Source organism: Streptomyces sp. TRM68367, from assembly GCF_014495685.1.
GTDB lineage: Bacteria > Actinomycetota > Actinomycetes > Streptomycetales > Streptomycetaceae > Streptomyces.
In genome coordinates this window covers 1-22,425 of record NZ_JACTVI010000090.1, presented here as the reverse complement: position 1 = coordinate 22,425, position 22,425 = coordinate 1, and the positions used below count along the sequence as shown (strand labels likewise).

Below are 22,425 nucleotides of genomic sequence, written 5' to 3'. Positions count from 1 at the left end.
TGGACATGCCCCGCCCGGAAGGGGTGTACGCGCGTGCCCGCACTTGTGCTGCTCGGTGCTCAGTGGGGTGACGAAGGCAAGGGAAAGGCGACGGACCTGCTGGGCGGATCCGTCGATTATGTGGTGCGCTACCAGGGCGGCAACAACGCCGGCCACACAGTAGTCGTGGGCGACCAGAAGTACGCCCTCCACCTGCTCCCTTCCGGAATCCTGTCCCCCGGCTGCACGCCGGTCATCGGTAACGGTGTCGTCGTCGACCCGTCGGTCCTGCTCTCCGAGCTGAGCGGGCTGAACGAGCGAGGCGTCGACACCTCCAAGCTCCTGATCAGCGGAAACGCGCACATCATCACGCCGTACAACGTGACGGTGGACAAGGTGACGGAACGCTTCCTCGGCAAGCGGAAGATCGGCACCACCGGCCGCGGCATCGGCCCGACCTACGCCGACAAGATCAACCGCGTGGGCATCCGCGTCCAGGACCTCTACGACGAGTCGATCCTCACCCAGAAGGTCGAGGCGGCCCTCGACGTCAAGAACCAGATCCTCACCAAGCTCTACAACCGGCGTGCGATCGCCGTCGGCCAGGTCGTCGAGGAGCTGCTGGGCTACGCCGAGAAGATCAGGCCGTACGTCGCCGACACGGTCCTGGTCCTCAACCAGGCCCTCGAAGACGACAAGGTGGTCCTCTTCGAGGGCGGCCAGGGCACGCTGCTGGACATCGACCACGGCACGTACCCCTTCGTGACCTCGTCGAACCCGACGTCCGGCGGCGCCTGCACCGGCGCGGGCGTGGGCCCGACGAAGATCAGCCGGGTCATCGGCATCCTCAAGGCGTACACGACCCGCGTGGGCGCCGGCCCCTTCCCCACCGAGCTGTTCGACGAGGACGGCGAGGCGCTGCGCCGCATCGGCGGCGAGCGGGGCGTGACGACGGGCCGCGACCGCCGCTGCGGCTGGTTCGACGCGGTGATCGCCCGGTACGCGACAAGGGTCAACGGCCTGACGGACTTCTTCCTGACGAAGCTGGACGTCCTGACCGGCTGGGAGCAGATCCCGGTCTGCGTGGCGTACGAGATCGACGGCAAGCGTGTGGAGGAGCTGCCCTACTCCCAGACGGACTTCCACCACGCGAAGCCCGTCTACGAGATGCTGCCGGGCTGGTCGGAGGACATCACCGGGGCCAAGACCTTCGCCGACCTCCCCAAGAACGCGCAGGACTACGTCAAGGCCCTGGAGGAGATGTCCGGTGCCCCGATCTCCGCGATCGGGGTGGGGCCGGGGCGGGACGAGACGATCGAGGTCAACTCGTTCATCTAAGGCAACTCCCTGTACGCCCTCTGGCGGCCGGCTCGCGGGGCAGGCCGCCGGAGGGCGTGCGAGGGCCGCGCATCCGCCCCGCAGACCCGGCGGTGTGACTCATCTTTCCGCCATGAAGGAGCCAGGATGCTGCTGAGATTCCGGGTGGCGAACGTCCGGTCGCTGCGCGACGAGCAGGAACTGTCGTTCATCGCCCCCGAGGATGCCGAGGCGGAGCGCGCCACCGCCCGCGAGACGGTGCTCTCCGACGGCCGTCGGCTCCCCGTCCACACCGTGATCGGCGTCTTCGGCGCCAACGCGTCCGGCAAGTCCAACGTTGTGGCCGCCCTGAAGAACATGCGCCACGCAGTCTTGCGTTCCTACGCCGACTGGACCTCCTACGACGGCATTCCGCGCGACGAGTTCGTCCTCGATCCGAAAGCCGCCTCCGAGACCTCCTTCTACGAGGCAGACGTCGTCCTCGATGACGGCGTCCGCTGGACCTACGGCTTCGAACTGGGCTCTCGCAGGGTCGAGGCGGAATGGCTGTACGCCTACCCGAAGGGTCGCCGCCAGGTCTGGTATGAGCGGGACGCCACCCGCGAGAACCCCTTCGACTTCCCCGGAGACCGGCTCCACGACCGCGCCCGGCTGGCCCGCACCATGGCCCCTGACGCCCTGCTGCTCACTCGTGCCGGAAACGGCGGCCACGAACAGCTCGCGCCCGTCTTCGACTGGTTCAGGGACAACCTCTGGGACGTCACCCCGGAGACGGAGCGCTTCGAGCGCGAGGCCTACACCGCCCAGCGCCTGCTGCGCAGCGAGGACTTCCGCCGACGTGCTGAGGAACTGTTGCGCGTGGCCGATCTCGGCATCGCCGGGGTGGAGGTCGAGCAGACCTCCTCCGGCCGTCCGCTGGTCCGGCTGGCGCACTCGGGAGGCGGCGGCAAGACCCTCATGGACTGGTCCTCAGAGTCCGGGGAACGCGCTCCTGGTTCGCCCTGATCGGCCCGTTGCTGCTGGCCCTTGACACCGGCGCGGTGCTCCTCGTCGACGAACTCGACTCCAGCCTGCACCCGCGCTTCGCGGCCGAGGGCGAGAACTGAGGGTGCGGATCAGCCCTCGCCGGCGTCGCCTGGGACTGACGGTCGAGCGGGACCGCTCTGTCACCCTGCACGCTCCTGAGGGCTGCGCGGTCGGGCGGGCAGAGGCCTTCGTGCGGAGCAGTGAGGCCTGGATCGCCGCGAAGACCCGTCTCAGCGACGAGCGTCGTCCGCTGCATCCTGTGCGTACCCTCCGGGACGGCGAGATCCATCGTTACCTCGGTCGGGACTACCGGCTCCTGGTGGTCGACAACAGATCGGACCCGGGCCCCGCGTCGAACGGCGCGGGTGGGCCCGCTCCCGTTCGGCTTGTTGCCGGGCGGCTGTGTCTGGATGTCTCTGTCGCCGCCGATCCGCATCTCGCGCGGGATGCAGTGGCCGACTGGTACTGCCGGGTCGGCGAGCGCTGGATGCGGGGACGGCTCCAGCCATGGACAGCTCGGATGGACGTCCCCGAACCGTCGGTGCGGGTACGTGACCTCAGCCATCGGTGGGGGAGCTATCGCGCCGGAACAACCGGCCATGGCGTGATCTCCCTGCACTGGGCGACCTTCCAACTGCCGATCCGTCTCGTCGACTATGTCGTCGCTCACGAGTTGGCACATGTGCGGGTGTCCGGGCATGGCGCTGATTACTGGAGATTGCTGGGCAGAGCGCTTCCCGAGTGCCGACGGTTGAAGACCGAGTTGGATGAACTGGGTCGGAAGGTGTGGATGGGTGACCTGGTTACCTGATCGCCATTGACACCCTCCTGGAGGCGGGCGCCCCCGCGCGCCATGCTGAGGTCAGCTCTCTGCTGCCGCTGCTCCGTCCGCCGTTTCCGGCGCCCGGAACCCGGCAGTGTCGAGCGGGCAGTCGAACGGCGCCGGGATGTGCAGCTTCTCCCCGAACGGCAGCGTGATGTGCGCCTCGTATCCCTTGGCCGACGGCGTCCACAGCACGGTGGCCTGCTCCTGCTGCATGTCGAGCACGAGGTAGACGGGGACGCCCGCCTTGCCGTAGGTCTTGACCTTGTCGGTGAGGTCGTCGTCTCGCGTGGAGGACGAGGTCAGCTCGGCGACGAAGGAGAGGGCTTCGCCGTCCAGGCGGTTGCTGGTGGTCCGGTGCGCATGCCGGTGGGCGGCGTGAATATCGGGCCCGTAGGCGCGCTCTGAGCCTGGGAACACATACAGGAAGGGGCCAGTACTGATCCGGTGCCCCTCGGGCAGATGGGGGCGCAACTGGTCACAGACCAGGTCCATGACGTCCAGGTAGTACCCCTTCGACCACGGCGACACGACGATGTTCCCCCTGATGATCTCGGCCTTGTAGCCGTCGGGCACGTACAGCTCGTCGAGGGTGTCCAGCAAACCCTCGAAGCTCTGGGGCTCCGTGCCGCTTATCGTCGTGTGCTCCAGCATCACTGTCATGATGCCCCTACCTCGCCCTGTCGTACCACTCGTCACCCAGTGTATCCGTGCATGTGCATCCTGGTGACCGCGTCGCTCGCCGTCCGTCCGTCTCCGCCCGCGCCGGCCTTGGCGGTCGGCCGCTCCTCCTGACCTGCGGGGGGAGCGGCCCGCTCCTAGCATGGACTGTGGGGGGGGGGACACGCCGACCCCCAACCAGAAGGTGATCGCGATGCGCACACTGCTCAGGGCAAGGCTCGACACGGAACGTGGGAGCGAGGCCATACGGAGCGGCAAGATGCCGGAACTGATCAAGGAGACGCTGGACAAGATCAAGCCGGAAGCCGCCTACTTCGGCCCCGATGAGGGGCGCCGCACGATGTTCCTGGTCTTCGACCTGGCGGACCCCTCCCAGATACCGTCGATCGCCGAGCCTCTCTTCTTGAACTTCGGCGCCGAGCTGGAGTGGACGCCGGTGATGAACCTCGACGACGTGCAGAAGGGACTCTCGCAGATCCGCTGACCAGCGTCGGAACGGTCCTCCAAAGGCCTGTGCCCCTGGCCGCCGACATCGACCAGGGACACAGGCGTCTCAGGGGGTCAGCGTGCCGTCAGTTTCCACAGATGGTCCGCCGTGCCGTTGTCGGACCACTGCAGGACCTGGGCACCCGGCGAGGTGCTCATCTGGTCCACGCCGAGCAGCAGACCGCTGTTGTAGTTGGCGATCTTGTAGAAGCCGTCGCGGGCCGGAATGAGCTGCCAGAGGTGGTCGTCGGTGCCGTTGTCACCCCAGATCAGGGCCTTGCCGCCGTCGGCCGTACTCATCGTGTCGATGCCCAGCACCAGGCCGCTCTTCTGGTTGACGATCTTGTAGAGGCCCGAGCCGGCGGCCACCAGGGTCCAGTTCTGGTCGGTGGCGGTGGTGGGCGTCCCCTGGCGGACCGGGGTGCCCTGCGCGGTGGCGCCGTTCTGGGTGCCCAGGGCGAGGCTGCTGTTCTTGTTGATGATCTGGTAGCGGCCGGCCAGCGAGGTGTTCGTGCCGGTCGGGGTGACCACCACCCGGTAGCCGTCGGACGCGTTCATCGTGACCGGCACGGTGATCGAGCCGTTCGTGACCGTGTAGTCCGTGTCCGAGATGGTGATCGGGCCGGGGGACGCGCTGGTGCGGCCGGTGTGCGGGGAGTACTCCACCTTGACGTGGACCTTGCTCCCGAAGGCCGACAGCGCGGACAGGCCGTTGACCTTCACGGCGCAGGAGCCCGTGCAGCCACCGGCGACCACGCTGATCTGGTTGCCCGCGCTGTTGCGGGCGGCGAAGCCGTCGATGCCGGTCTGCGCGGGAGGCGTGGTGGGCACCATGTTCCCGGACATGTCGCCGTACCACTTGTACGTCCAGTACGAGCCGTTGGGCGAGCCGCCGGTGCCGGTCAGGGTGTCGCCGAGGGTGCCGTACTGGTTCCAGAAGGCGAGTTCCGCGTCCTGGACGCCGGTCCGCTCGAACTTGGCGACGTAGGGGATGAGGGCGCCCGAGTTGCCCATCTCGGCGGGCGTGCCGTACTCCTCGATGGAGATCGGGCGCGGGCTGATGCCGAGGCTCTTCTCCAGGGCGCGGTACGCGGAGACGTGCGCGGCGATGTCCTTGCTGCCGTTGAGTTCGTGCCAGGCGATGATCTCGGGGACCGTGCCGGATGCCTTCGCGTCGGTGAGGAACTGGCGCATCCGGGACTCGTTCCAGGTCGCCTCGCTCGGGCCCTGGATCGGGGTCCGGGTGTCCTTCGCCCGGATGTGCTTGAACGTGCGCGCCCAGCCCGCGTTGAAGGAGCCCGCCTTGGCGGTGTCCCAGGTCCAGTCGGGTTCGTTCCAGATCTCGTACGCGCTGATGTTGGTGGCGCCCGAGGACTGCACGGCGGCGACCTGCTTGTCGACGGCCGACAGCCAGTCGCTCCAACTCACCCACTTATAAGGGAAGTCGGGGTACCAGTCCGGCATGCGGACGACGACCTTGGAGCCCGCGCGGGCCGCCTTCGGCGCTACGACGAGCGAGTCGCCGCCGGGCTTGCTCGCGCCGTTGGGCAGCTGGCTGCCGCCCGGGGCCATCTGCACGAACGTGTGCGGCTTGAGGGCATTGACCAGGCTGTCGGAGGGGGTCGACGCGTCGGCGAGGCCGTACAGGCTGCCGCTGGCGACGTGGGTGACCGGGCGCAGGCTCTGGTCGGCGTTGACGACCAGGGTCGTGGCCGCGGTGGGGGACGCCTGGGCCGGCGCGGCGGTGGCGAGTGCCGTGGCGGCGAGGACGGCCGCGCCGAGGGCGGCGGTGAGGCGCCCGGAAGTGGGGGGTCTTGAGCGGCTCATGACAGATATCTCTCCTCAGTGGAGGGGATGGGAATGAGAGCCTTGCCAGATGGATCAGTCCTTCACGGCGCCCGCGGTCACGCCCGCGGCCACGTAGCGCTGTGCGAGGACCAGGAGTACGGCTGCGGGGATGGAGGCGATGACGGCGGTGGCCATGATCGCGTTCCACTCCTGGTTGTTGTTGCCGATGTAGCGGTAGATGCCGAGGGTGATCGGCTTCCAGTTGCCGCCGCCGTCGAGGGTGTTGGCGAAGACGAAGTCGGACCAGGCCCACAGGAAGCTGAACAGCGCGACGGTGACGACCGCGTTGCGGCTCACCGGCAGGACGACCGACCAGAAGGTGCGGAAGGCGCCCGCGCCGTCGATCCGGGCGGCGGCGGTCAGCTCGTTGGGGATGCCCGACATGAACGCCGTGAAGATCATGACGCCGAACGGCACGGCGATCGTGGAGTCCGCGATGATCAGGCCCCACCAGGAGTTGAGCAGGCCGGCGTCGAGGAAGATGCCGTAGAAGCCCATCGCCATGACGATGCCGGGGATCATCTGGGCGATCAGCAGGACCAGGCTGAGGGCGCCGCCGCCGACCGGGCGCAGTTTGGCCAGCGAGTAGCCGGCCGGGGCGGCGAGCAGCAGGGTGAGGGCGACCGTGCCCAGGCCGATCAGCAGGCTCGTGCCCAGGTACGGCAGCTGGTCGTCGAGGACGGCCCGGTAGCCCTCGAAGGTGGGGTGCAGCGGGAACAGGTCCGGGGGGTTCTTGCGCATGTTCTGCTGCGGGGTGAGGGACACGTTCAGCATCCAGTACACCGGGAACAGCATCAGCACGGTGAGGACGAGCCCGATGACGGTGTGACGGCGGCCTCGCGTAAGGGACTTCAAGCTTCCTGCCTCCTCTGGACGCGGACGTACAGCAGCCCGAAGACGAGGGCGATGAGGATGAGGATGTTGCCGACCGCGGCGCCGGGGCCGAACTTGGGCAGGAGCGTGCCGAAGCCCAGCTGGTAGGACCAGGTCGCCAGGGTGGAGGAGGCGTCGCCGGGGCCGCCCTTGGTCATGATCCAGATCAGGTCGAACACCTTGAGGGTGTAGACGAGCCCCAGCAGGATCGTGATCGCCGACACCGGCCGCAGCAGCGGGAAGGTGATCCGGCGGAACTGCTGCCAGGCGCTCGCCCCGTCCAGGGACGCCGCCTCGTACAGCTCGGCGGGGATGTTCTGCAGACCGCTGTAGAGGATGACCAGGTTGAACGGGATGCCGATCCAGATGTTGGCGACGATCACCGAGGTCAGGGCCCAGTCGGGCGAGGTGAGCCAGCCGACGGCGTCGACGCCGAAGAAACGCAGGAAGTAGTTCACCACCCCGGACTCGCTGTTGAACATCCACGACCACGTCGACGCCGACACGATCAGCGGCAGCAGCCATGGGATCAGGAACAGCGCCCTGAGGAGCCCGGACAGCCGGAAGTGCCGGTTGAAGAAGACCGCGAGCGCGAGGCCGATGGCGTACTGGAACACGATCGACACGAAGGTGAAGACCATCGTGTGCCGCATCGCCGGGCCGAACGTCGGATCGTGCAGCACCTTCTGGAAGTTCTCCCAGCCGGAGAAGGGGGCGTCCCCGGTCACGAACGACCGGACGGTGTAGGCGTGCAGGCTCAGGTCGAGGTTGCGGTAGAGCGGATAGACGTAGAAGGCGATGAGATAGACGACGAGCGGCGCGACGAAGGCGAGCGCGGTCAGCCGGCTCCTGCGGTTCTGGCGGCGGCGCAGGCCGCCCAGGGTCCCGCCGGCGCCGCTCGTCCCCGAGACGGCCGGGGCCCGCTGGGGGCGGTCAACTCGGGCGATGGTCATGTCGGATTCCTAGCCCTTCTCCGCGCTCGACTGGGCCGTGTCCATCGCGGCCTGCGGGCTCTTGCTGCCGGAGAGGGCGGACTGGACGGCCGTCCACATCGGCTGGGAGATGGTGGGGTACTTGCTGCCGAGCCCGCCGCTGGTGCGGCCACGGGCCGCGGCGACCGCGTCCACCCACGGCTTCAGCGCGGGGTTCTGCTTCACCTGCTCGGCCTGTGCCGAGGCCGTCGGCGCCACGTACATCAGCGTCGTGTCCGTGGCCAGCAGGTTCTTGTCGCTGGTCAGACAGGTGACGATCTTCTTGCTGACGTCGTAGCGGCCGGTGTCCTGCTGCACGGGCACGGTGGCGAACTCGCCGCCCGTCGGCACCGGCGCCGAACCACCGTTCTGCGCGGGGATGTTGATGATGCCGTAGTCGAAGCCGGCCTTCTCCGCGTTGCCCAGCTGCCAGGTGCCGTTCTCGCCGAACGCGTACTCCCCGGTGGCGAACTCCTGCCAGCTGGTGGTCTGCGTGTTCTGCAGGACGCTCTTGGGCGCGAGCCCCGCGTCGACCCACTGCTTCCACAGCGCCAGCGCGGCCACGCCCTTGTCGGAGTTGAGCTTCTTCAGGTCGCCGCCCGCGCCCCAGAACCACGGCAGGAACTGGAAGCTGCCCTCCTCCGTGTTGATCGCGGAGAAGGTGATGCCCTTCTTCCCGGCCGCCTTGACCTTCTCCAGGGCCGCGGTGAGGGACTTCCAGTCCTTGACAGAGGCCGGGTCGACGCCCGCCGCGGACAGCACCTTCTTGTTGTAGTAGAGGGCGAGGGTGTTGGCCCCGATAGGGACGCCGTACGCGTGGCCGTCGATGGTGCCCGCGCCGATGATGTTCTTCTGGATCGACTTGGTGTCGAGACCGAGGTCGCTGGTCTTGTTGAGGATCCCCGCCTCCACGAGGGTGGAGACGACCGGGTTGTCGACCAGCATCACGTCCGGCGCGTTGCCCTGCTGGGCGGCCAGCAGCGCCTTGTTGCCCAGGTCCGTGGTGTCGTACCCGGTCCGCTTGACCGTGACCCCGGCCTCCTTTCCGCACGCGGTGACGCGCTTGCCCCACGGCGAGGAGTTGTCGAACTGGGGGTACGGGTCCCAGAAGGTGTACGTGCCCTCGGGCTTGTCGGCGGAGGTTCCGGAGGAGCCGCCTGAGCAGGCGGTGAGGGAGGCGAGTGTGCCGGCGGCGGCGAGGGCGGCGACGAGTGTGCGGCGGGTGGGTATCACGGGGTGACCTCGTTGTCGTAGAACGGGGGAGTCTTCAGGAGGTGGGCAGCCAGACGCGCATGCTGCCGTCCTCGCGGTTGGCCCAGGCGTAGTAGGGGATCGCGGTCAGCTCTACGGGTTCGCCGCCTTGCTGAGCGGAGTCGTCCGCGCAGGTGTACGGCCACCAGCCCGCGTCGGGGATACGGCGCCGTCGGCCGGCGGCGACCACGGTGGTGACCCCGCCCAGCAGGTCCGGGCGGTGCTTGACGGCGAGCGGGCGGGTGGTGTCGAGGACGATGTCGTCCAGGCCGCCGCCGGGGTGGTCGACCTGCTCCAGGCAGTACACGAGCGGCCCGCGCTCGATCGCCACGCAGCCGCGTACGGCGTCCACCCGGGGATCGGCGGCGGTCAGCCGCGGCTCCAGGGGGAGTTCGAGGACGACCTGGTCACCGGGCGCCCAGGTCCGCTCCAGCCGCAGCCAGCCGTCGGTCACGGGGCCCTCGTACGTCTCGTCCCCGCACCTGGCCCGGAACTCCCGGCACCACTGGGGGATGCGCAGGGAGAGCGTCCAGGGGCGGTCGGCCGGGGTGTCCTCGACGGTGAGGGTGATGGTGCCGTGCCAGGGGTAGTCGGTCTCGGCGCGGACGGAGATGCCCTCGGCGGTGTAGGTGCCGCCGACGTACTGGTGGATCTGCAGGCCGCCGTCGTCGCTGCTGGCCAGGTAGTGCTCCAGCGAGGCGAGCAGCCGCATGACGTTGGGCGGGCAGCAGGCGCAGCGGAACCAGCGGGTGCGGCGCGCCGACTGGTCGCCGCCGGGGTCGGTGTGGCCGTCGCGGACCTGGAGCGGGTTGACGTACAGCCAGCGCTCGCCGTCCAGCGACACACCGGCCAGGAAACCGTTGAACAGGGTGCGTTCGATCAGGTCGGAGTAGCGGGCCTCGCCGGTGAGCAGGGCCATGCGCCAGCTCCACTGGACTGAGGCGATGGCGGCGCAGGTCTCGCAGTAGGCGCGCTCGTTGGGCAGCTCGTACGGGTCCCCGAAGTCCTCCCAGTCGTGGTGGGCGCCGAGCCCGCCGGTGACGTGGGTCTTGGTGGTGGTCATGGCGTGCCACAACCGCTCGGCGGCGGTACGCAGTCCGGCGTCCCCGGTCTCGGTGGCGAGATCGGCCGCGGCGGCCAGCAGGTACAGCTGCCGTACGGCGTGCCCCTCGACGTTCTCGGCCTCGCGCACCGGGACGCGGTCCTGGCAGTAGGCCTCGTTGCCGAGGAGTCCGTGCCCGTGCCGGTCGACGAAGTACCCGGCGAGGTCGAGATAGCGGCGCTCGCCGGTCTCCCGGTACAGCTCGACCAGGGCGGTCTCGACCTCGGGGTGGCCGTCGATGCCGTCGACGGGCTTTCCGCTCCCGGGCGGTCCGAAGACGGTGTCGATGTGATCGGCGAACTTCACGGCCACGTCGAGGAGTTCGGCGCGGCCGGTGGCCCGGTGGTGGGCGACGGCGGACTGGATCAGATGCCCCGCGCAGTACAGCTCGTGCCCCCAGCGCAGGTCCTCGTAGCGCCCGCCGTTCTCCTTGAGCTGGAACCAGGTGTTGAGGTAGCCGTTGGGCTGCTGGGCGCCGGCGACGAGACCGATGATGCGGTCGACGTGGGAGAACAGAGGCTCGTCGTCCTGCTGGGCGAGCTGCCAGGAGGCGGCCTCCAGCCACTTGTAGACGTCGGTGTCCACGAAGGGGTACGCGCCCTTGAACTCGCCCTCGACGGTGCCCGCGGCGAGCCGCAGGTTGTGCAGATTGCCCGCGGATTCGAGGAGTTCGGGGCCCTGCGGGATGGAGGTGCGCGCGTTGGCCTCGCGGCGGCTGTGCCAGAAGCCCGGGCCGATGCCGGCGGTGGCGGGACGCAGCGCGGCGCGGGCGTCCGGTCCGAGGCGGACGGGGCCCGGCGTGTGCGGGGCGACGGGGGTGCGGGACGGCATGGCTCTCCGGGGGCTGGATGTCGATTTGGGCAACCGTTTTCTCGTCGTGAAAGTAGAGGGGTGACAGGGCAAGTCGGTCAATAGGTGCGGCAGTATTTTTTCCTTGCTGCTCGCAGGCTGGAACTTGACGCCGCCTGCTGCCACGATGTGGAACCGTCGACGTCATCTAGGAAAAGGTTTGCCCGTGTCCTCTGCTCCAGGCTCTCCCCCCGCCGGCCGGGCCCGGCTCGCCGACGTCGCCGCGCTGGCGGGTGTCAGCGTGGGCACGGCGTCGAAGGCGCTGAACGGCGCCGGCCGGATGCGGCCGGAGACCCGGCAGCGGATCCTGGACGCCGTGGCGGAACTCGGCTTCCGCCCCAACCAGCACGCCCAGAGCCTGCACACCGGGCGGAGCTGGACGGTCGGCCTGGTGACGACGGACGGCATCGGCCGCTTCAGCACGCCGGTCCTCCTCGGCGCCGAGGACGCGCTCGGCGCCGGCAAGATCTCGGTCCTCCTCTGCGACACCCGCGGCGACGCGATCCGGGAGCAGCACCATCTGCGCAACCTGTTGGACCGCCGGGTGGACGGCATGATCGTCACCGGCCGCCGCACGGACCCGCGCGAGCCGCTGACGCGCATCACGGGCCTGGAGTCGGTCCCGGTCGTCTACGCGCTCTCGCCGTCCACGGACCCGGCGGACACGTCGGTGGTCTCCGACGACCAGGGCGGGGCGGAGCTGGCGGTGGAGCACCTGCTGGCCGGCGGCCGCACCCGGATCGCCCACGTCACGGGGCCGGAACACCACGCGGCGGCCCGCTACCGCGCCCGTCACGCGATGGCACACCTGGAGGCGGCGTCGCTCGGCCTGTCCACCGGCCGGATCCACTTCGGCGAGTGGAGCGAGGCGTGGGGCCGCCGCGCCGCCGACGCGGTGCTGCGGACGGCCCCCGACACGGACGCGTTCTTCTGCGGCAACGACCAGATAGCCCGCGGCGTGGCGGACGCCCTGCGCGAACGCGGCGTGAACGTCCCCGGCGACATCGCGGTCGTCGGCTACGACAACTGGGACACCATGGCGCTGGCCTCGCGCCCGCCCCTCACCACGATCGACATGAACCTCGCGGAGATAGGCCGCATAGCCGCGCTGCGCCTCCTGGAGGCCATCGACTCGGACACGACACCCGGAGTACACACGGTGCCGTGCCGCCTGGTGGTACGGGAGTCCACGTGACCCGGAGACGCCGCCCCCGGACCATCCCCACCCACCGAAAGCCGCTAAGCGGGCCCGGCGTGCATGCGACCCGCGACCGCGCCCGCCAACCCCGGCCGCAACCCAGCCCACCCCACACCGCAAACACCGCAGGGCCACCGCCTTTCCGGGCCGCCCGCTCGCTTCCAACCCGTGCTTCCACGGACTGAGTCAAGGGTCGGCCGCAGGCCGATCGCCGAAGGCGACGCGGAACGCAGCGCAGCGGAGTGCAGCGCCCTTGACGCAGGCCGCGGAAGCACGACACTGATCAAGAAGCGGGCGGCCCCGACGGTCACTTGGTCACGTGGGTGAGGAAACCGGCCCAGACCCTGGGGGACACGGCGAGGCTGGGGCCCTGCTTGTTCTTGGAGTCGCGTATGTGGATGGCGTGGGGGCAGGGGGCGACTTCGACACACTCGCCACCACTGTCGCTGCTGTACGACGACTTGCGCCATATGTAGGCGACTTCGAGGCACTCGCCGCCGGTGCTGCTGCTGTAGCTGGACTTGAACCATCGCAGGGTGCTGGTCACTGGAGGTCTCCTGCCAACCGCTCGACGAGGCCCAGCGATTCACGAGGGCCCAGGGCCTGTGAACGGATCTTCGCATAGCGTTGGGAATATGTCGTCACCTTTGTGAGGTCGCGTACCAGGATGCTCTCGTTCTGGGGTTCCAGGTAGACGACGTGTTCGTGCTCGGGAGTCTCCAGGAGCGTCATATCGCCGGTGGCACCGAAGTGCTCGCCGTCGGCACCGCACTCCATCGGCAGCACCTGGAGGGTGACGTTGCGCCGCTTGGCGCACTCGGCGAGGTGCAGCAGTTGCCCGCGCATGACCTCATGGTTGCCGATGGTGCGACGCAACGCCGACTCCTCAATGATCAGCTCGATCAAGGCTGTCGGGTCCCGGTCGAAGAGCGCCCGCCGGGCCAACCGCCCTTCCACCAGCTCTTCCACGCGCTCGTCTTTTTCCGGCGGATAACCTCCGCCGATCAGCGCACGGGCGTAGTCCTCGGTCTGGAACAGACCATGGACCACGAAGGTCACGTACGTGGACAGCGTCAGCGCCTCCTGCTCCAGCGGCACGTAGTTCTTGAACTGCGCGGGGTACTTGTCCAACCGAATGAGCGTGCGCGCCTTCTCGAACACCCCCAACCCACCCCCAAGCACCTCCTCCAACTTCACCAGCATCTGATCACTCGCCGGCTGCGCACACGTCTCCATCGCGCTGACCGCCGACGCCGTGTACCCGATCTTCTTGCCCAACTGCTCCTGCGAGATCTGCTGTTGCTCCCGCAGTGCCCTCGCCAGGGCGGCGACCAGATGCGCCGTACCGCCCGCCTCCGTCTTGTTCTCCGTCCGCGCCATTGCGGTCACCCTCGAACTCAACCGAACTCAACCGGTCACAACTCGCAGCCGCTGGCATCCGACCGTGCTCGACCAACGACGTAGAGTCATGGATCACGCTAGCCCCGCCTGCACAAACTGTCCCCATGAACACGAAATGTGACCAAAGTTGGATCCCAGCCACCGGCATCCAACTCCGCAAGGCAGGCGTCCAGTTCGACGCCATCCGCGTGGACGGCGACGAGGGCCGTGCCCTCGCGGACCGGCTCGCGCGGCTGACCGGTGGTGATCCGGGGCCGGTGGTCGAGGAGGCGAACGGGCGGCGGGCCGTCTACTTCCTCGTGCCCGTCGGCAGTACGTCCCACCGCGCATGGCCCGACGGCGTCACCCGCTTCACCGCAGGCCCGGGGCTCGTCTCGTACATCCCGGTACCCGCTCTCAACGGCCTGACCTGGCCCTTGAGTTGGCGCTACCGCCCCACGGCCCCCGACCGTCTCGTCCACACCCGCCTGCTGTGCGCCGCCCTTCACTCGCAGGAGTCACCTTCTCGGCCGTGAACGGCCGAGCTTGTGCACTCGGTCGTTCACACCTCGTCGCGCTCCCGACTGCCCCCTACGACAGGACGGTCACGGGTCGCATCCACCCAGCCCCTTCGGTTCAGGGGGAAAGTGCGGGTGTGGTGACAAACACCCACGCCGAGCGTGCGCGATCGCGCACGTTGACCCCGGCGACGACGTCGGCCGGGCCAGCGAGCCCGCACCGACGACAGCAAAACTGGTCCCGGGTGGGCCGGTTGGCCCGTCCGGTGTGCCCGCAGCGCGGGCAGCGCTGCGAGGTATGGTGCGCGTCCACCTCCACAAACGGCACCCCGGCCTTACGGGCTTTGTAAGCGAGGTGCTGTCCGAGCTGGTGGAAGGGCCAGGAGGAGAGGGTGCCCCGCTGGTCGCGGCGTAGCCGTACCCGGTCCCGGATTCCGCCGAGTTCCTCGACGGCGATCCCGCGACCGGTGCGTTGGGCGACGGACACGATCTCCTTGCTGATCCGGTGGTTTACGTGGGTGGCATGGCGCTGCTCCTTCTGTGCGCGGCGGGCGAGGCGGCGGGTGGCCGAGCGGGTCTGCTTCTGCTGGAGTTCGGTGCGTTTACGGGCCTGCCAGCGCCGGTAGCGTCCCAGGCGGCGGCCTTGGTAGTTGGTGGCGTCGGAGGTGGTGGCCAGGTTGACGATGCCCCGGTCCACGCCGATCCAGTCGACCGGCTCATACACCTGCGGATTGGGGATCTCACAGGTGGCGACCAGAAACCACTTCCCGCCCCGCCGGACGAGGTCACTCTCGCCCTTGCGGCAGGTCACGAGGGTCTTGAGCTGGTCGGGTGAACAGGCGAACCGGATACCCTTCATCCGCCCGTCCACGGTCCAGATGGAGACGGTGCGCGCGTCGTACTGCCAGGACAGACAGCGGTCGTCGAACGGCTGGGCCGCCTCCGGCCGGAAGACGATCGGCGTACTGACTGCCCTGCGGTACCGCTTGGAGGTGGGCGGGCCGAGACTCCCCGCCTGCAGGTTGGCTTTCAGGGTCGCGTAGGCGTCGACGACCTTCTTCACCGCCCGCACCACCGGCTGGGCGGACAGCCCGAAGGTTGCTTTGAGGTCCGTGTAGACCTCCTTCTGCAGACCGTTGCGGTCCTTGAGGTCCTTGGCGAAGGCAACCTGCGAGGCGTAGCTGGCGGCCCGGTTGCAGGCACGCAGGGTCGCCTCCAGGGCCGACGCCTGCTCGGGCGTCGGCAGCAGCTTCACCTGCACAACCAGCTTCATGCCATCGGACCGTAGTGCGACCCCCGCACACGCGATCGCCGTTCGCCCGGCATTCACCACAACCGGTGACCCATGGGGTGGTTGTTCGTATTTTTCGGCTCCGCCGGGCAGATGTGCGGGCGCCTCGCGCCGGCTGGGAGCGGGTGCGGCGACGCTCCGCGTCACGGCCACGGGAGGCGATTCCTCCCCGGCGTGAACACCGGGGCATCTCGCCAGAAACAGGAGATGCTCAGGTGCGGGCGGCGCTGGCGTACGACTGGCCAGGGCCGGTGCACTCGCCGTCCGCGCATGTCGAGGCACGTCTGGTGCACGGGTGCCCGGTGGCCCCGACTGTCGTGCCTGTGACCGCTGTTGAGGTCGAGTTCCGGCGGCCGGGTGCCTTGGTGTGGCGCGAGGTCGTGCGGCGCGGTCGTGCGCTGCTCAGGAGGCGCCCGGCGCTCGCCTGAGCCCATGAGGACTCCCGGCTGCATGTCCGTGTGGCCGGGTCAACCCAACCGGAAGGAATGCGGTGACCGCACTGCTTGAGAGGACCGAGACGGTATACTGGAGGTATACTGGCGTCATGGCTGACACCACCGTCAAGGTCGACCCCGCTGTCCGTGACCGCCTCATGGTGCTCGCCCGCGAGCGCGGGACGACCATGCGTGACCTGATCGCCGAGCTGGCGGGGTTGACGCCCACGAAAGAGGAACTGCGCAAGCGGTACGAGGAGACCAAGGCCTACTGCGAGACGCACTTCGGCGTGACCCTCACGGACGAGGACCACGACCGGGCGGAGAAGGTCTGGCAGGACCTTGAGGCCGGCCGGCCCGTGGACAGCCTGTGAGCGGGGCGAGGGCCGGATCCACCGGCGTCGTCTTCGACGAGTCCGCCCTGTTGGCACTGGGCTCGGGGAACTCACTCGCCTCCCAGTTCGTCGCGAACACGGAGCACGGGCCCACCCGGCACGTGTACGTGCCCGCGCTCTGCCTGGCGGCCGCCGACGGGATGCGCAAAGGGCTCGCCGAGCATGTCGGTGCCCTGCCCGCCGTCGAGATCGTCGAGTTGGATTTCCCCGGTGCCTCCACAGTGGGTGGGCTCCTGCGGGACGGCGTGGAGTGGCGGCTCGGCCACGCCGTCCATCTGTCCCGCCCTACTCCGGACTGGCCGGACGGCCGCCATGTCGTGACCGTCGATCCTGACCTGTACGTGGACATGCCCCTCGTCCGCACCATCAGGCTGCCGCGACAACGCTGACGGTCTCCGTACACCCCGGCCCGCCCCTGTGGTGAGCCGGGGCGTCAGCTGAACACGATCATCGACCCCTGCGCCAGACTCCGCGTCACCGCCGCGTGCAGGCCCAGCCAGACGTGGCGTTCGCGGGCGAAGGGGCTGGGGTCGTAGGGGGCGGGGACCGCCGGTTCCTCCAGCTCCGTGGGGGCGCGCGGGGGCTCGGGGGGCGCCGGGGGGTTGGCCGGGTCGATGCCGATGGTGGGGGCGACGTACTCCAGCTCCCGCAGCAGGACATGAGAGGAGCCCAACGGGCCGCCGCCGGCGAGGAGTTCCTCGTTGGCCAGGGGGGTCGGAAAGTCGACCGGGACGTACGCGCCCGCGTGGTCGTAGTGCCAGACCAGGTGCGACTGCTGGGCCGTACCCTCGAACATCTCCAGCAACTGCTCGTAGTCGCCGCCCAGATCGTCCACCGGCGTCACCGCCAGCCCGCACACCTGGAGCAGATAGGCGCGGCGCAGGAAGTGCAGCGCGTCGTAGTCGAACCCGGCGACCGGGGCGACATCCCCGGACAGGCCCGGCATGTACTGGTACACCGGCACCGGCGGAAGCCCGGCCTCGGCGAGCACCTTGTTGTATTGCGCGAGTTCCTCGGTGAACGGGTTGTCGGGGGTGTGGCACAACACGTCGACGAGCGGTACCAGCCACAGGTCACAGGCCAAAGAGGGCTCCTCGCACAGTCGCTTCACGTAACAGAACACGTAGCAGAGTACGTAACAGAGTGGTCAGGGAAGGCTAGTCGGTGGAGTGCAGACCCTGTACCCGGCCCGTACCCGCTCAATCCACCGCGATCCGTTCGATGAGAGCGAGGGAGTGCGCGTTGTACTCGTCGAGGATCGCGTGGGCGGTCGCGCTGTCGCGCCGAACCAGCGCGTCGACCAGGTCGGTGTGCCGGCCCCACAGGTGGCCGCGCAGGTCGGTGACACCGCGCAGATGCTGCACCGTGCACACCCAGGTCTGCACCCGCAGCCGGTGCAGGAAGTCGGCGAGATAGGGGTTGTCGAACAGGGCGCTCAGCTCGCGCCAGAAGCGCAGGTCGTACCCGATGAGCACGGTCAGGTCACCGGCGCCCGCGGCGCGCCGCGCCTCCTCGCCGCGGCGGCGGACGCCGGCCAGCACGGCGGCGACGCGCGGATCGTTCGGCAGCGGATACGTGCGGCGGCCTTCGGTGACAGCGTGGAACATCCCGTCGACGACCAGGCTGCGCGCCTCGATCATGCCGCGCAGGTCGGCCGCCGAGTACTCGTGCACCCGGAACCCCCGGTGCTGGTCGGCGTCCAGCAGGCCCTGCGCGGACAGGTCGACCAGTGCCTCGCGCACCGGCGTCGCGGAGACGCCGTACTGCTCGGCGATCTCCTTCACCGTGAACTCCTGCCCCGGTTGCAGCCGTCCCGCCAGCACCTCGTCGCGGAGCGCGTCGGCGATCTGCTGCCGCAGTGTGCTGCGCATCACGGCACCGTTGCCGCTGCTGGCGGGCATGGTCGGGGCGTCTCCCTCGTCGCGTTCGAGTGGGGTGCACGTATATGTCTACGGGCTCGCCACCTTACGCGTTCGGCTCCCGGCCGGTGTCTTTCCTTTACTGGAGGGTTTACTCCGTGGGTTTACCCCGTCCATGGCGCCGTGCAGGCCCCTCACTCGGTGTACGTGTCGGCCACCGACAGTGCCGCGTCCAGCGCCGCCAGCCCCTCCTTCAGCTCCGCCTCGGTCACCGTGCACGGCGGCACCACGTGGGTGCGGTTCATGTTCACGAACGGCCACACTCCGTGCGCCTTCGCGGCCGTGGCGAAGGCGGCCATCGGCGCGTTCGCCTCCCCGGCCGCGTTGTACGGCACCAGCGGCTCCCGCGTCTCCCTGTTCCGCACCAACTCCAGCGCCCAGAACATGCCGACCCCGCGCACGTCCCCCACGCACGGGTGCCGCTCCGCCAGCTCCCGCAGCCCCGGCCCGACGACCTCGGCCCCGAGCCGTGCCGCGTTCTCCACGACCGCCTCCTCGGCCATGACCTCGATCGTCGCGACGGCCGCCGCGCACGCCAGCGGATGCCCCGAGTACGTCAGCCCGCCCGGGTAGGGCCGCCGGGCGAACGTCTCGGCGATCCGCTCCGAGATCGCGACCCCGCCCAGCGGCACGTACCCCGAGTTCACGCCCTTCGCGAAGGTCATCAGATCCGGTACGACCCCGGAGTGATCCGCCGCGAACCACCGGCCGGTCCGCCCGAACCCCGCCATCACCTCGTCCAGGACGAACACGATCCCGTACTTGTCACAGATCTCCCGCACCCCGGCCAGATAGCCGTCCGGCGGCACCATGATCCCCGCGGTCCCCGGGATCGTCTCCAGGATGACCGCGGCGATGGTCGACGGTCCCTCGAAGGCGATCGTCGCCTCCAAGTGCTCCAGCGCCCGCGCGCACTCCTGCTCCTCGGTCTCGGCGTAGAAGCGGGAGCGGTAGTGGAAGGGCGCCCAGAAGTGCACGACCCCGGCCGTACCGCTGTCGCTCGCCCACCGCCGCGGATCGCCGGTGATCTGCACGGCCTGCTGCGTACCGCCGTGGTACGACCGGTAGGCCGCGAGCACCTTCGGCCGCCCGGTGTGCAGCCGCGCCATGCGCACGGCGTGCTCGTTGGCGTCCGCGCCCCCGTTGGTGAAGAAGATCTTGTCCAGGTCCCCCGGCGTGCGCTCGGCGATCAGCCGCGCCGCCTCGGAGCGGGCCTCGACGGCGAACGCGGGCGCGAAGGTCGTCATCCGCGCCGCCTGCTCCTGGATCGCGGCGACGACCTTCGGGTGCTGGTAGCCGACGTTCGTGTAGACGAGCCCGCTGGAGAGGTCGAGGTAGCGGTGGCCGTCGTAGTCCCAGAAGTACGAACCCTGCGCACCGGCGACGGCGAGCGGGTCGATGAGCTCCTGCGCGGACCAGGAGTGGAACACGTGCGCGCGGTCGGCGGCCTTCACGGCGGCGCCGGTCTGCGGATCTGCCTGGGTCTGAGGGGTCATGCCGGGAGCGTAGGTTCGCGCACCGGGGTGGCGACATCGGCGTGTTGTCTGCCGTACGGCGCCGATCGCGACAGTCTGTCGGGTTCGCGTGGAACTGTTGACAGCATGCTGCCTTTTTGACAGTATGCTTACGTACGAAGCATGTACGGGGATCGCGTATCCGGAGGTACGGCCATGACCAGCGAGACACCCCGCAAACCCGTCCACCTCGCCGTGTACGACACCCTCGCCGACTGGGAGACGGGGTACGCGACCGCGCACCTCGCCCGCGCCGGGTACGGGATCCGCACCGTCGGCCCATCCGCGGAACCGGTCACGAGCATCGGCGGCCTCCGGATCCAGCCCGACGCCACCCTGGACGACGTACGACCGCAGGACAGTGCCTTGCTGATCCTCCCGGGCGCCGACCTGTGGACTGAGACATCAGCCGCCACCGCGGCGGGCGGCACCGACCTCGCCCCCTTCGCCCGCAAGGCCCGCGCCTTCCTGGAGGCAGGCGTGCCCGTCGCCGCGATCTGCGGAGCCACGGCCGGCCTGGCGCGCGAAGGCCTGCTCGACGACCGCGACCACACCAGCGCGGTCTCCTTCTACCTCGCCGCCACCGGCTACAAGGGAGGAGACCGCTACCGCGACACGGACGCGGTCACCGACAGGCACCTGATCACCGCCGGACCCACCGAACCCGTCGCATTCGCCCGCGAGATCCTCCGCATGCTCGGGGTGTACGAGGGTGAGGTACTCGACGCCTGGTACCGCCTGTTCCACGACTCCGACCCCGAGGCGTACGCCGTACTGGAGGAGGCCACCGCCCGATGAGCGGCCGGCCGGCGCACCGGGAACGCCAGGATCTGCTCAGCCGCGGCGCGCTCGGCGTCTTCCGTCTCAACGGCCAGTTCCTCGCCGTCGCCGAGAAGCTGGCCCGCCCCGCCGGCCTCACCGCCGCCTGGTGGCAGGTTCTCGGCGCGGTCCTCACCGAGCCCCTGCCCGTCTCCGGCATCGCCCGCGCCATGGGCATCACCCGCCAGAGCGTCCAGCGCATCGCCGACCTCCTGGTCGGCCAAGGCCTCGCGGAGTACCACCCGAATCCCGCCCACCGCCGCGCCAAACTCCTCACCCCGACGGACGAGGGCCGCGCAGCGATCGCCCGTATCAACCCCGGCCACGCGGCGTTCGCGGAACGGCTGGCGGAGGCGTACGGCGAGCCCGAACTAGCCGCGCTGGTCCAGGCGTTGGAACGGCTGTCCCAGGTCCTGGAGGAGCTCGAGCCGCCGGCAGGGGAGCCGTAGCAGCGCGCAGGCCGCTCAGGTCTGCGGGTCGGGGAACGCCACCGGGCTGCGCAAGCCGCTTCTGCTCACCGCGCGTACGCCGAAGAAGACGTTGTCCTGAGAGGGTGTGGCGGGTGCCGAAGGAGACCAGTGTGCGGATCGTGGGGCTCGGCGCGGCGGCCGGACCCGGCGGGGTCGTCCCCGTGCTCGACTCGGGCTTCGGCGCGTTCGCCTCGGGCTCCGGTGCGGCCGCCGCCGGTGAGGCCGGTCGCCGCGGTCGCCGCCGCCGTCGCGGTCAGGACCGACCTTCTGCTGGGGCGCATGTTTTCTCCCGGGGCCGACGCGAACACCACCTTGGCAAGCCATTGAGGCCCGCGAGGGTGACCACGCCGACCGTGAGCAGCACGGTGATCGTGCGGGCCGCGCGGCTGAACAGCGGCGGCTTGTCGTCCGGGAGGACGGCACTGTTGGTGTGCACCTCGCCCTCGCTGATACCGCCGGTCAGCCTGATCGGGCAGCCGACGTCGCCGCCCGTGAGCAGCACGAGGAGCTTGAAGTAGTCGCCGCGGTTGAGCGGGACGCGCGGGATGCGGATCACGTTGCCGTCGTATCCGAAGCCCCGCGAGGGGGTGAAGTGGTCCATGAGGTGATCGGCGTCCGAGGGCTGGGTGACGGAGACGCCGCGGACCGTGCGGTCGGTGAACACCGCGGTCAGGCCGTGCAGTTCGGGGCCCGTGTAGTCGTCGCGGGCGATGCCGAGCGAGCCGTCGTTCTCGATGCGCAGCAGGACGAGGGTGGCGTCGGACATGCCGGGGTCCTCGTCGAACAGGCCGAGGCGCGGGCTCACCCGGCCCAGTCTGATGTCGTCGCCGATGGGGTTGTCCATCTGCACGCGGTAGCCGATCCGCTTGCGGCGCGGCACGCGGCGCTCGTACCAGACCATGACGGCCGAGGCGGCGACACCGAGGACGGCGGTCGCCACGGCGACGATGTTCTCCGCGCTCAGCCAGTCCACCGTGGGTGCCCCCGCAACTACCCCGAGTTCGCTAGTACGGCCACCGTACGACTGTGCGAGATGGGGGTGAGAGGGGATCTCGCATTAGTTCGGGGATGTTCGCCGGATGTTCAACGGGCGGGTGGGGCGGTCGCTTCACAGGGCTCGGGTCAGCCCGGTTCCGCACCACTGACCGCGGCCTCGTATGCGAGCAGCGTGTCGACGAAGAGCTGCCGCTGCGGCCGGCGGGGCGTAGGCGACCGGGGTGCCAGGTGACCCGTCGTATCCATGGCCGGGACGGTGGCGCGGTGCCGCAGCCCGCGTAACGG

The 22,425-nt window shown here is 69.5% G+C and carries 23 protein-coding genes and 1 pseudogene; 11 read left to right on the top strand and 13 right to left on the bottom strand.

Annotated elements, in window-relative coordinates; translation table 11 throughout:
• The first annotated feature begins 33 nt into the window (after nt 1-33).
• The 4 genes from H8R17_RS36040 to H8R17_RS36030 all read left to right on the top strand — a co-directional run bounded on the left by H8R17_RS36040 (nt 34) and on the right by H8R17_RS36030 (nt 3,133).
• On the top strand, nt 34-1,317 hold the full coding sequence (locus H8R17_RS36040; protein WP_187827423.1) for an adenylosuccinate synthase: 1,284 nt from the start codon (nt 34-36) through the stop codon (nt 1,315-1,317).
• Nucleotides 1,318-1,443: 126 nt separating this feature from the next.
• Nucleotides 1,444-2,301 (top strand): ATP/GTP-binding protein, encoded by an 858-nt coding sequence (locus H8R17_RS36035; protein ID WP_262505770.1) that lies wholly within the window; start codon nt 1,444-1,446, stop codon nt 2,299-2,301.
• A gap of 8 nt (nt 2,302-2,309) precedes the next feature.
• Nucleotides 2,310-2,402 (top strand): ATP-binding protein, encoded by a 93-nt coding sequence (locus tag H8R17_RS47750; RefSeq protein ID WP_262505768.1) that lies wholly within the window; start codon nt 2,310-2,312, stop codon nt 2,400-2,402.
• Nucleotides 2,403-2,404: 2 nt separating this feature from the next.
• On the top strand, nt 2,405-3,133 hold the full coding sequence (locus H8R17_RS36030; protein WP_316959629.1) for a SprT family zinc-dependent metalloprotease: 729 nt from the start codon (nt 2,405-2,407) through the stop codon (nt 3,131-3,133).
• A 51-nt stretch (nt 3,134-3,184) separates the two neighbouring features.
• Here H8R17_RS36030 and H8R17_RS36025 read toward each other — a convergent pair whose 3' ends face one another.
• On the bottom strand, nt 3,185-3,808 hold the full coding sequence (locus H8R17_RS36025) for a Uma2 family endonuclease (protein ID WP_187827422.1): 624 nt from the start codon (nt 3,806-3,808) through the stop codon (nt 3,185-3,187).
• Nucleotides 3,809-4,019: 211 nt separating this feature from the next.
• Here H8R17_RS36025 and H8R17_RS36020 point away from each other — a divergent pair, with 211 nt between their 5' ends.
• Complete coding sequence (locus H8R17_RS36020) at nt 4,020-4,310, top strand: hypothetical protein (protein ID WP_187827421.1); 291 nt, start codon at nt 4,020-4,022, stop codon at nt 4,308-4,310.
• Nucleotides 4,311-4,387: 77 nt separating this feature from the next.
• Here the strand turns inward: H8R17_RS36020 and H8R17_RS36015 are convergent, their stop codons facing one another.
• Genes H8R17_RS36015 through H8R17_RS35995 form a run of 5 tightly spaced genes read right to left on the bottom strand, consistent with a single transcriptional unit; the run spans nt 4,388 to nt 11,188 of the window.
• Nucleotides 4,388-6,139 carry an RICIN domain-containing protein gene (locus H8R17_RS36015; RefSeq protein ID WP_187827420.1) on the bottom strand — a complete coding sequence of 584 codons (1,752 nt, stop codon included), beginning with the start codon at nt 6,137-6,139 and terminating at the stop codon, nt 4,388-4,390.
• A 54-nt stretch (nt 6,140-6,193) separates the two neighbouring features.
• Nucleotides 6,194-7,015 (bottom strand): carbohydrate ABC transporter permease, encoded by an 822-nt coding sequence (locus tag H8R17_RS36010; protein ID WP_187827419.1) that lies wholly within the window; start codon nt 7,013-7,015, stop codon nt 6,194-6,196.
• Nucleotides 7,012-7,986: a carbohydrate ABC transporter permease gene (locus tag H8R17_RS36005; protein ID WP_187827418.1), complete on the bottom strand. Its 975-nt coding sequence runs from the start codon at nt 7,984-7,986 to the stop codon at nt 7,012-7,014. The genes H8R17_RS36010 and H8R17_RS36005 overlap by 4 nt, the downstream gene beginning before the upstream one ends.
• 9 nt (nt 7,987-7,995) lie before the next feature.
• Nucleotides 7,996-9,237, bottom strand: coding sequence for an extracellular solute-binding protein (locus H8R17_RS36000; RefSeq protein WP_187827417.1), 1,242 nt, complete (start codon nt 9,235-9,237; stop codon nt 7,996-7,998).
• 34 nt (nt 9,238-9,271) lie between these two features.
• Nucleotides 9,272-11,188 carry a glycoside hydrolase family 127 protein gene (locus tag H8R17_RS35995; protein WP_187827416.1) on the bottom strand — a complete coding sequence of 639 codons (1,917 nt, stop codon included), beginning with the start codon at nt 11,186-11,188 and terminating at the stop codon, nt 9,272-9,274.
• 184 nt (nt 11,189-11,372) lie between these two features.
• On the opposite strand from H8R17_RS35995, the gene H8R17_RS35990 reads away from it, so the two are divergent.
• A complete protein-coding gene (locus H8R17_RS35990; RefSeq protein WP_316959628.1) occupies nt 11,373-12,401 on the top strand; it encodes a LacI family DNA-binding transcriptional regulator in 1,029 nt (342 codons plus the stop codon).
• Nucleotides 12,402-12,711: 310 nt separating this feature from the next.
• On the opposite strand, the gene H8R17_RS35985 is transcribed toward H8R17_RS35990, so the two are convergent.
• Together H8R17_RS35985 and H8R17_RS35980 are read right to left on the bottom strand one after the other, a co-directional pair.
• Entirely contained in the window at nt 12,712-12,951 is a 240-nt protein-coding gene (locus H8R17_RS35985; protein ID WP_187827414.1) for a DUF397 domain-containing protein, read from the bottom strand.
• Entirely contained in the window at nt 12,948-13,784 is an 837-nt protein-coding gene (locus H8R17_RS35980; RefSeq protein ID WP_187827413.1) for a helix-turn-helix transcriptional regulator, read from the bottom strand. Before H8R17_RS35980 ends, H8R17_RS35985 begins: the two co-directional genes overlap by 4 nt.
• Before the next feature lie 125 nt (nt 13,785-13,909).
• On the opposite strand from H8R17_RS35980, the gene H8R17_RS35975 reads away from it, so the two are divergent.
• Nucleotides 13,910-14,320 carry a hypothetical protein gene (locus H8R17_RS35975; protein ID WP_187827412.1) on the top strand — a complete coding sequence of 137 codons (411 nt, stop codon included), beginning with the start codon at nt 13,910-13,912 and terminating at the stop codon, nt 14,318-14,320.
• Nucleotides 14,321-14,420: 100 nt separating this feature from the next.
• On the opposite strand, the gene H8R17_RS35970 is transcribed toward H8R17_RS35975, so the two are convergent.
• A complete protein-coding gene (locus H8R17_RS35970; RefSeq protein ID WP_223125889.1) occupies nt 14,421-15,575 on the bottom strand; it encodes an RNA-guided endonuclease TnpB family protein in 1,155 nt (384 codons plus the stop codon).
• Nucleotides 15,576-16,137: 562 nt separating this feature from the next.
• On the opposite strand from H8R17_RS35970, the gene H8R17_RS35965 reads away from it, so the two are divergent.
• Nucleotides 16,138-16,401, top strand: coding sequence for a hypothetical protein (locus H8R17_RS35965; protein WP_223125888.1), 264 nt, complete (start codon nt 16,138-16,140; stop codon nt 16,399-16,401).
• Nucleotides 16,398-16,811, top strand: a complete 414-nt coding sequence (locus H8R17_RS35960; RefSeq protein ID WP_187827410.1) for a hypothetical protein — start codon at nt 16,398-16,400, stop codon at nt 16,809-16,811. The genes H8R17_RS35965 and H8R17_RS35960 overlap by 4 nt, the downstream gene beginning before the upstream one ends.
• Nucleotides 16,812-16,855: 44 nt before the next feature.
• Here H8R17_RS35960 and H8R17_RS35955 read toward each other — a convergent pair whose 3' ends face one another.
• The 3 genes from H8R17_RS35955 to H8R17_RS35945 form a co-directional block, all read right to left on the bottom strand.
• Nucleotides 16,856-17,506, bottom strand: a complete 651-nt coding sequence (locus H8R17_RS35955; protein ID WP_187827409.1) for a hypothetical protein — start codon at nt 17,504-17,506, stop codon at nt 16,856-16,858.
• 115 nt (nt 17,507-17,621) lie between these two features.
• Nucleotides 17,622-18,323 (bottom strand): GntR family transcriptional regulator, encoded by a 702-nt coding sequence (locus H8R17_RS35950; RefSeq protein WP_187827408.1) that lies wholly within the window; start codon nt 18,321-18,323, stop codon nt 17,622-17,624.
• 152 nt (nt 18,324-18,475) lie between these two features.
• Nucleotides 18,476-19,837 (bottom strand): aspartate aminotransferase family protein, encoded by a 1,362-nt coding sequence (locus H8R17_RS35945; RefSeq protein WP_187827407.1) that lies wholly within the window; start codon nt 19,835-19,837, stop codon nt 18,476-18,478.
• Between the two features lie 174 nt (nt 19,838-20,011).
• Between H8R17_RS35945 and H8R17_RS35940 the strand changes: the two genes are divergently transcribed.
• Together H8R17_RS35940 and H8R17_RS35935 are read left to right on the top strand one after the other, a co-directional pair.
• The gene (locus H8R17_RS35940) at nt 20,012-20,653 is read left to right on the top strand and encodes a type 1 glutamine amidotransferase family protein (protein WP_187827406.1); all 642 of its coding nucleotides are present in this window, start codon (nt 20,012-20,014) and stop codon (nt 20,651-20,653) included.
• Nucleotides 20,650-21,123, top strand: a complete 474-nt coding sequence (locus H8R17_RS35935; protein ID WP_187827405.1) for a MarR family winged helix-turn-helix transcriptional regulator — start codon at nt 20,650-20,652, stop codon at nt 21,121-21,123. The genes H8R17_RS35940 and H8R17_RS35935 overlap by 4 nt, the downstream gene beginning before the upstream one ends.
• A 346-nt stretch (nt 21,124-21,469) precedes the next feature.
• On the opposite strand, the pseudogene H8R17_RS35930 reads toward H8R17_RS35935, so the two are convergent.
• Nucleotides 21,470-22,117: pseudogene (locus tag H8R17_RS35930) on the bottom strand (phosphate ABC transporter substrate-binding protein); the annotation flags it as partial.
• Between the last annotated feature and the right edge of the window lie 308 nt (nt 22,118-22,425).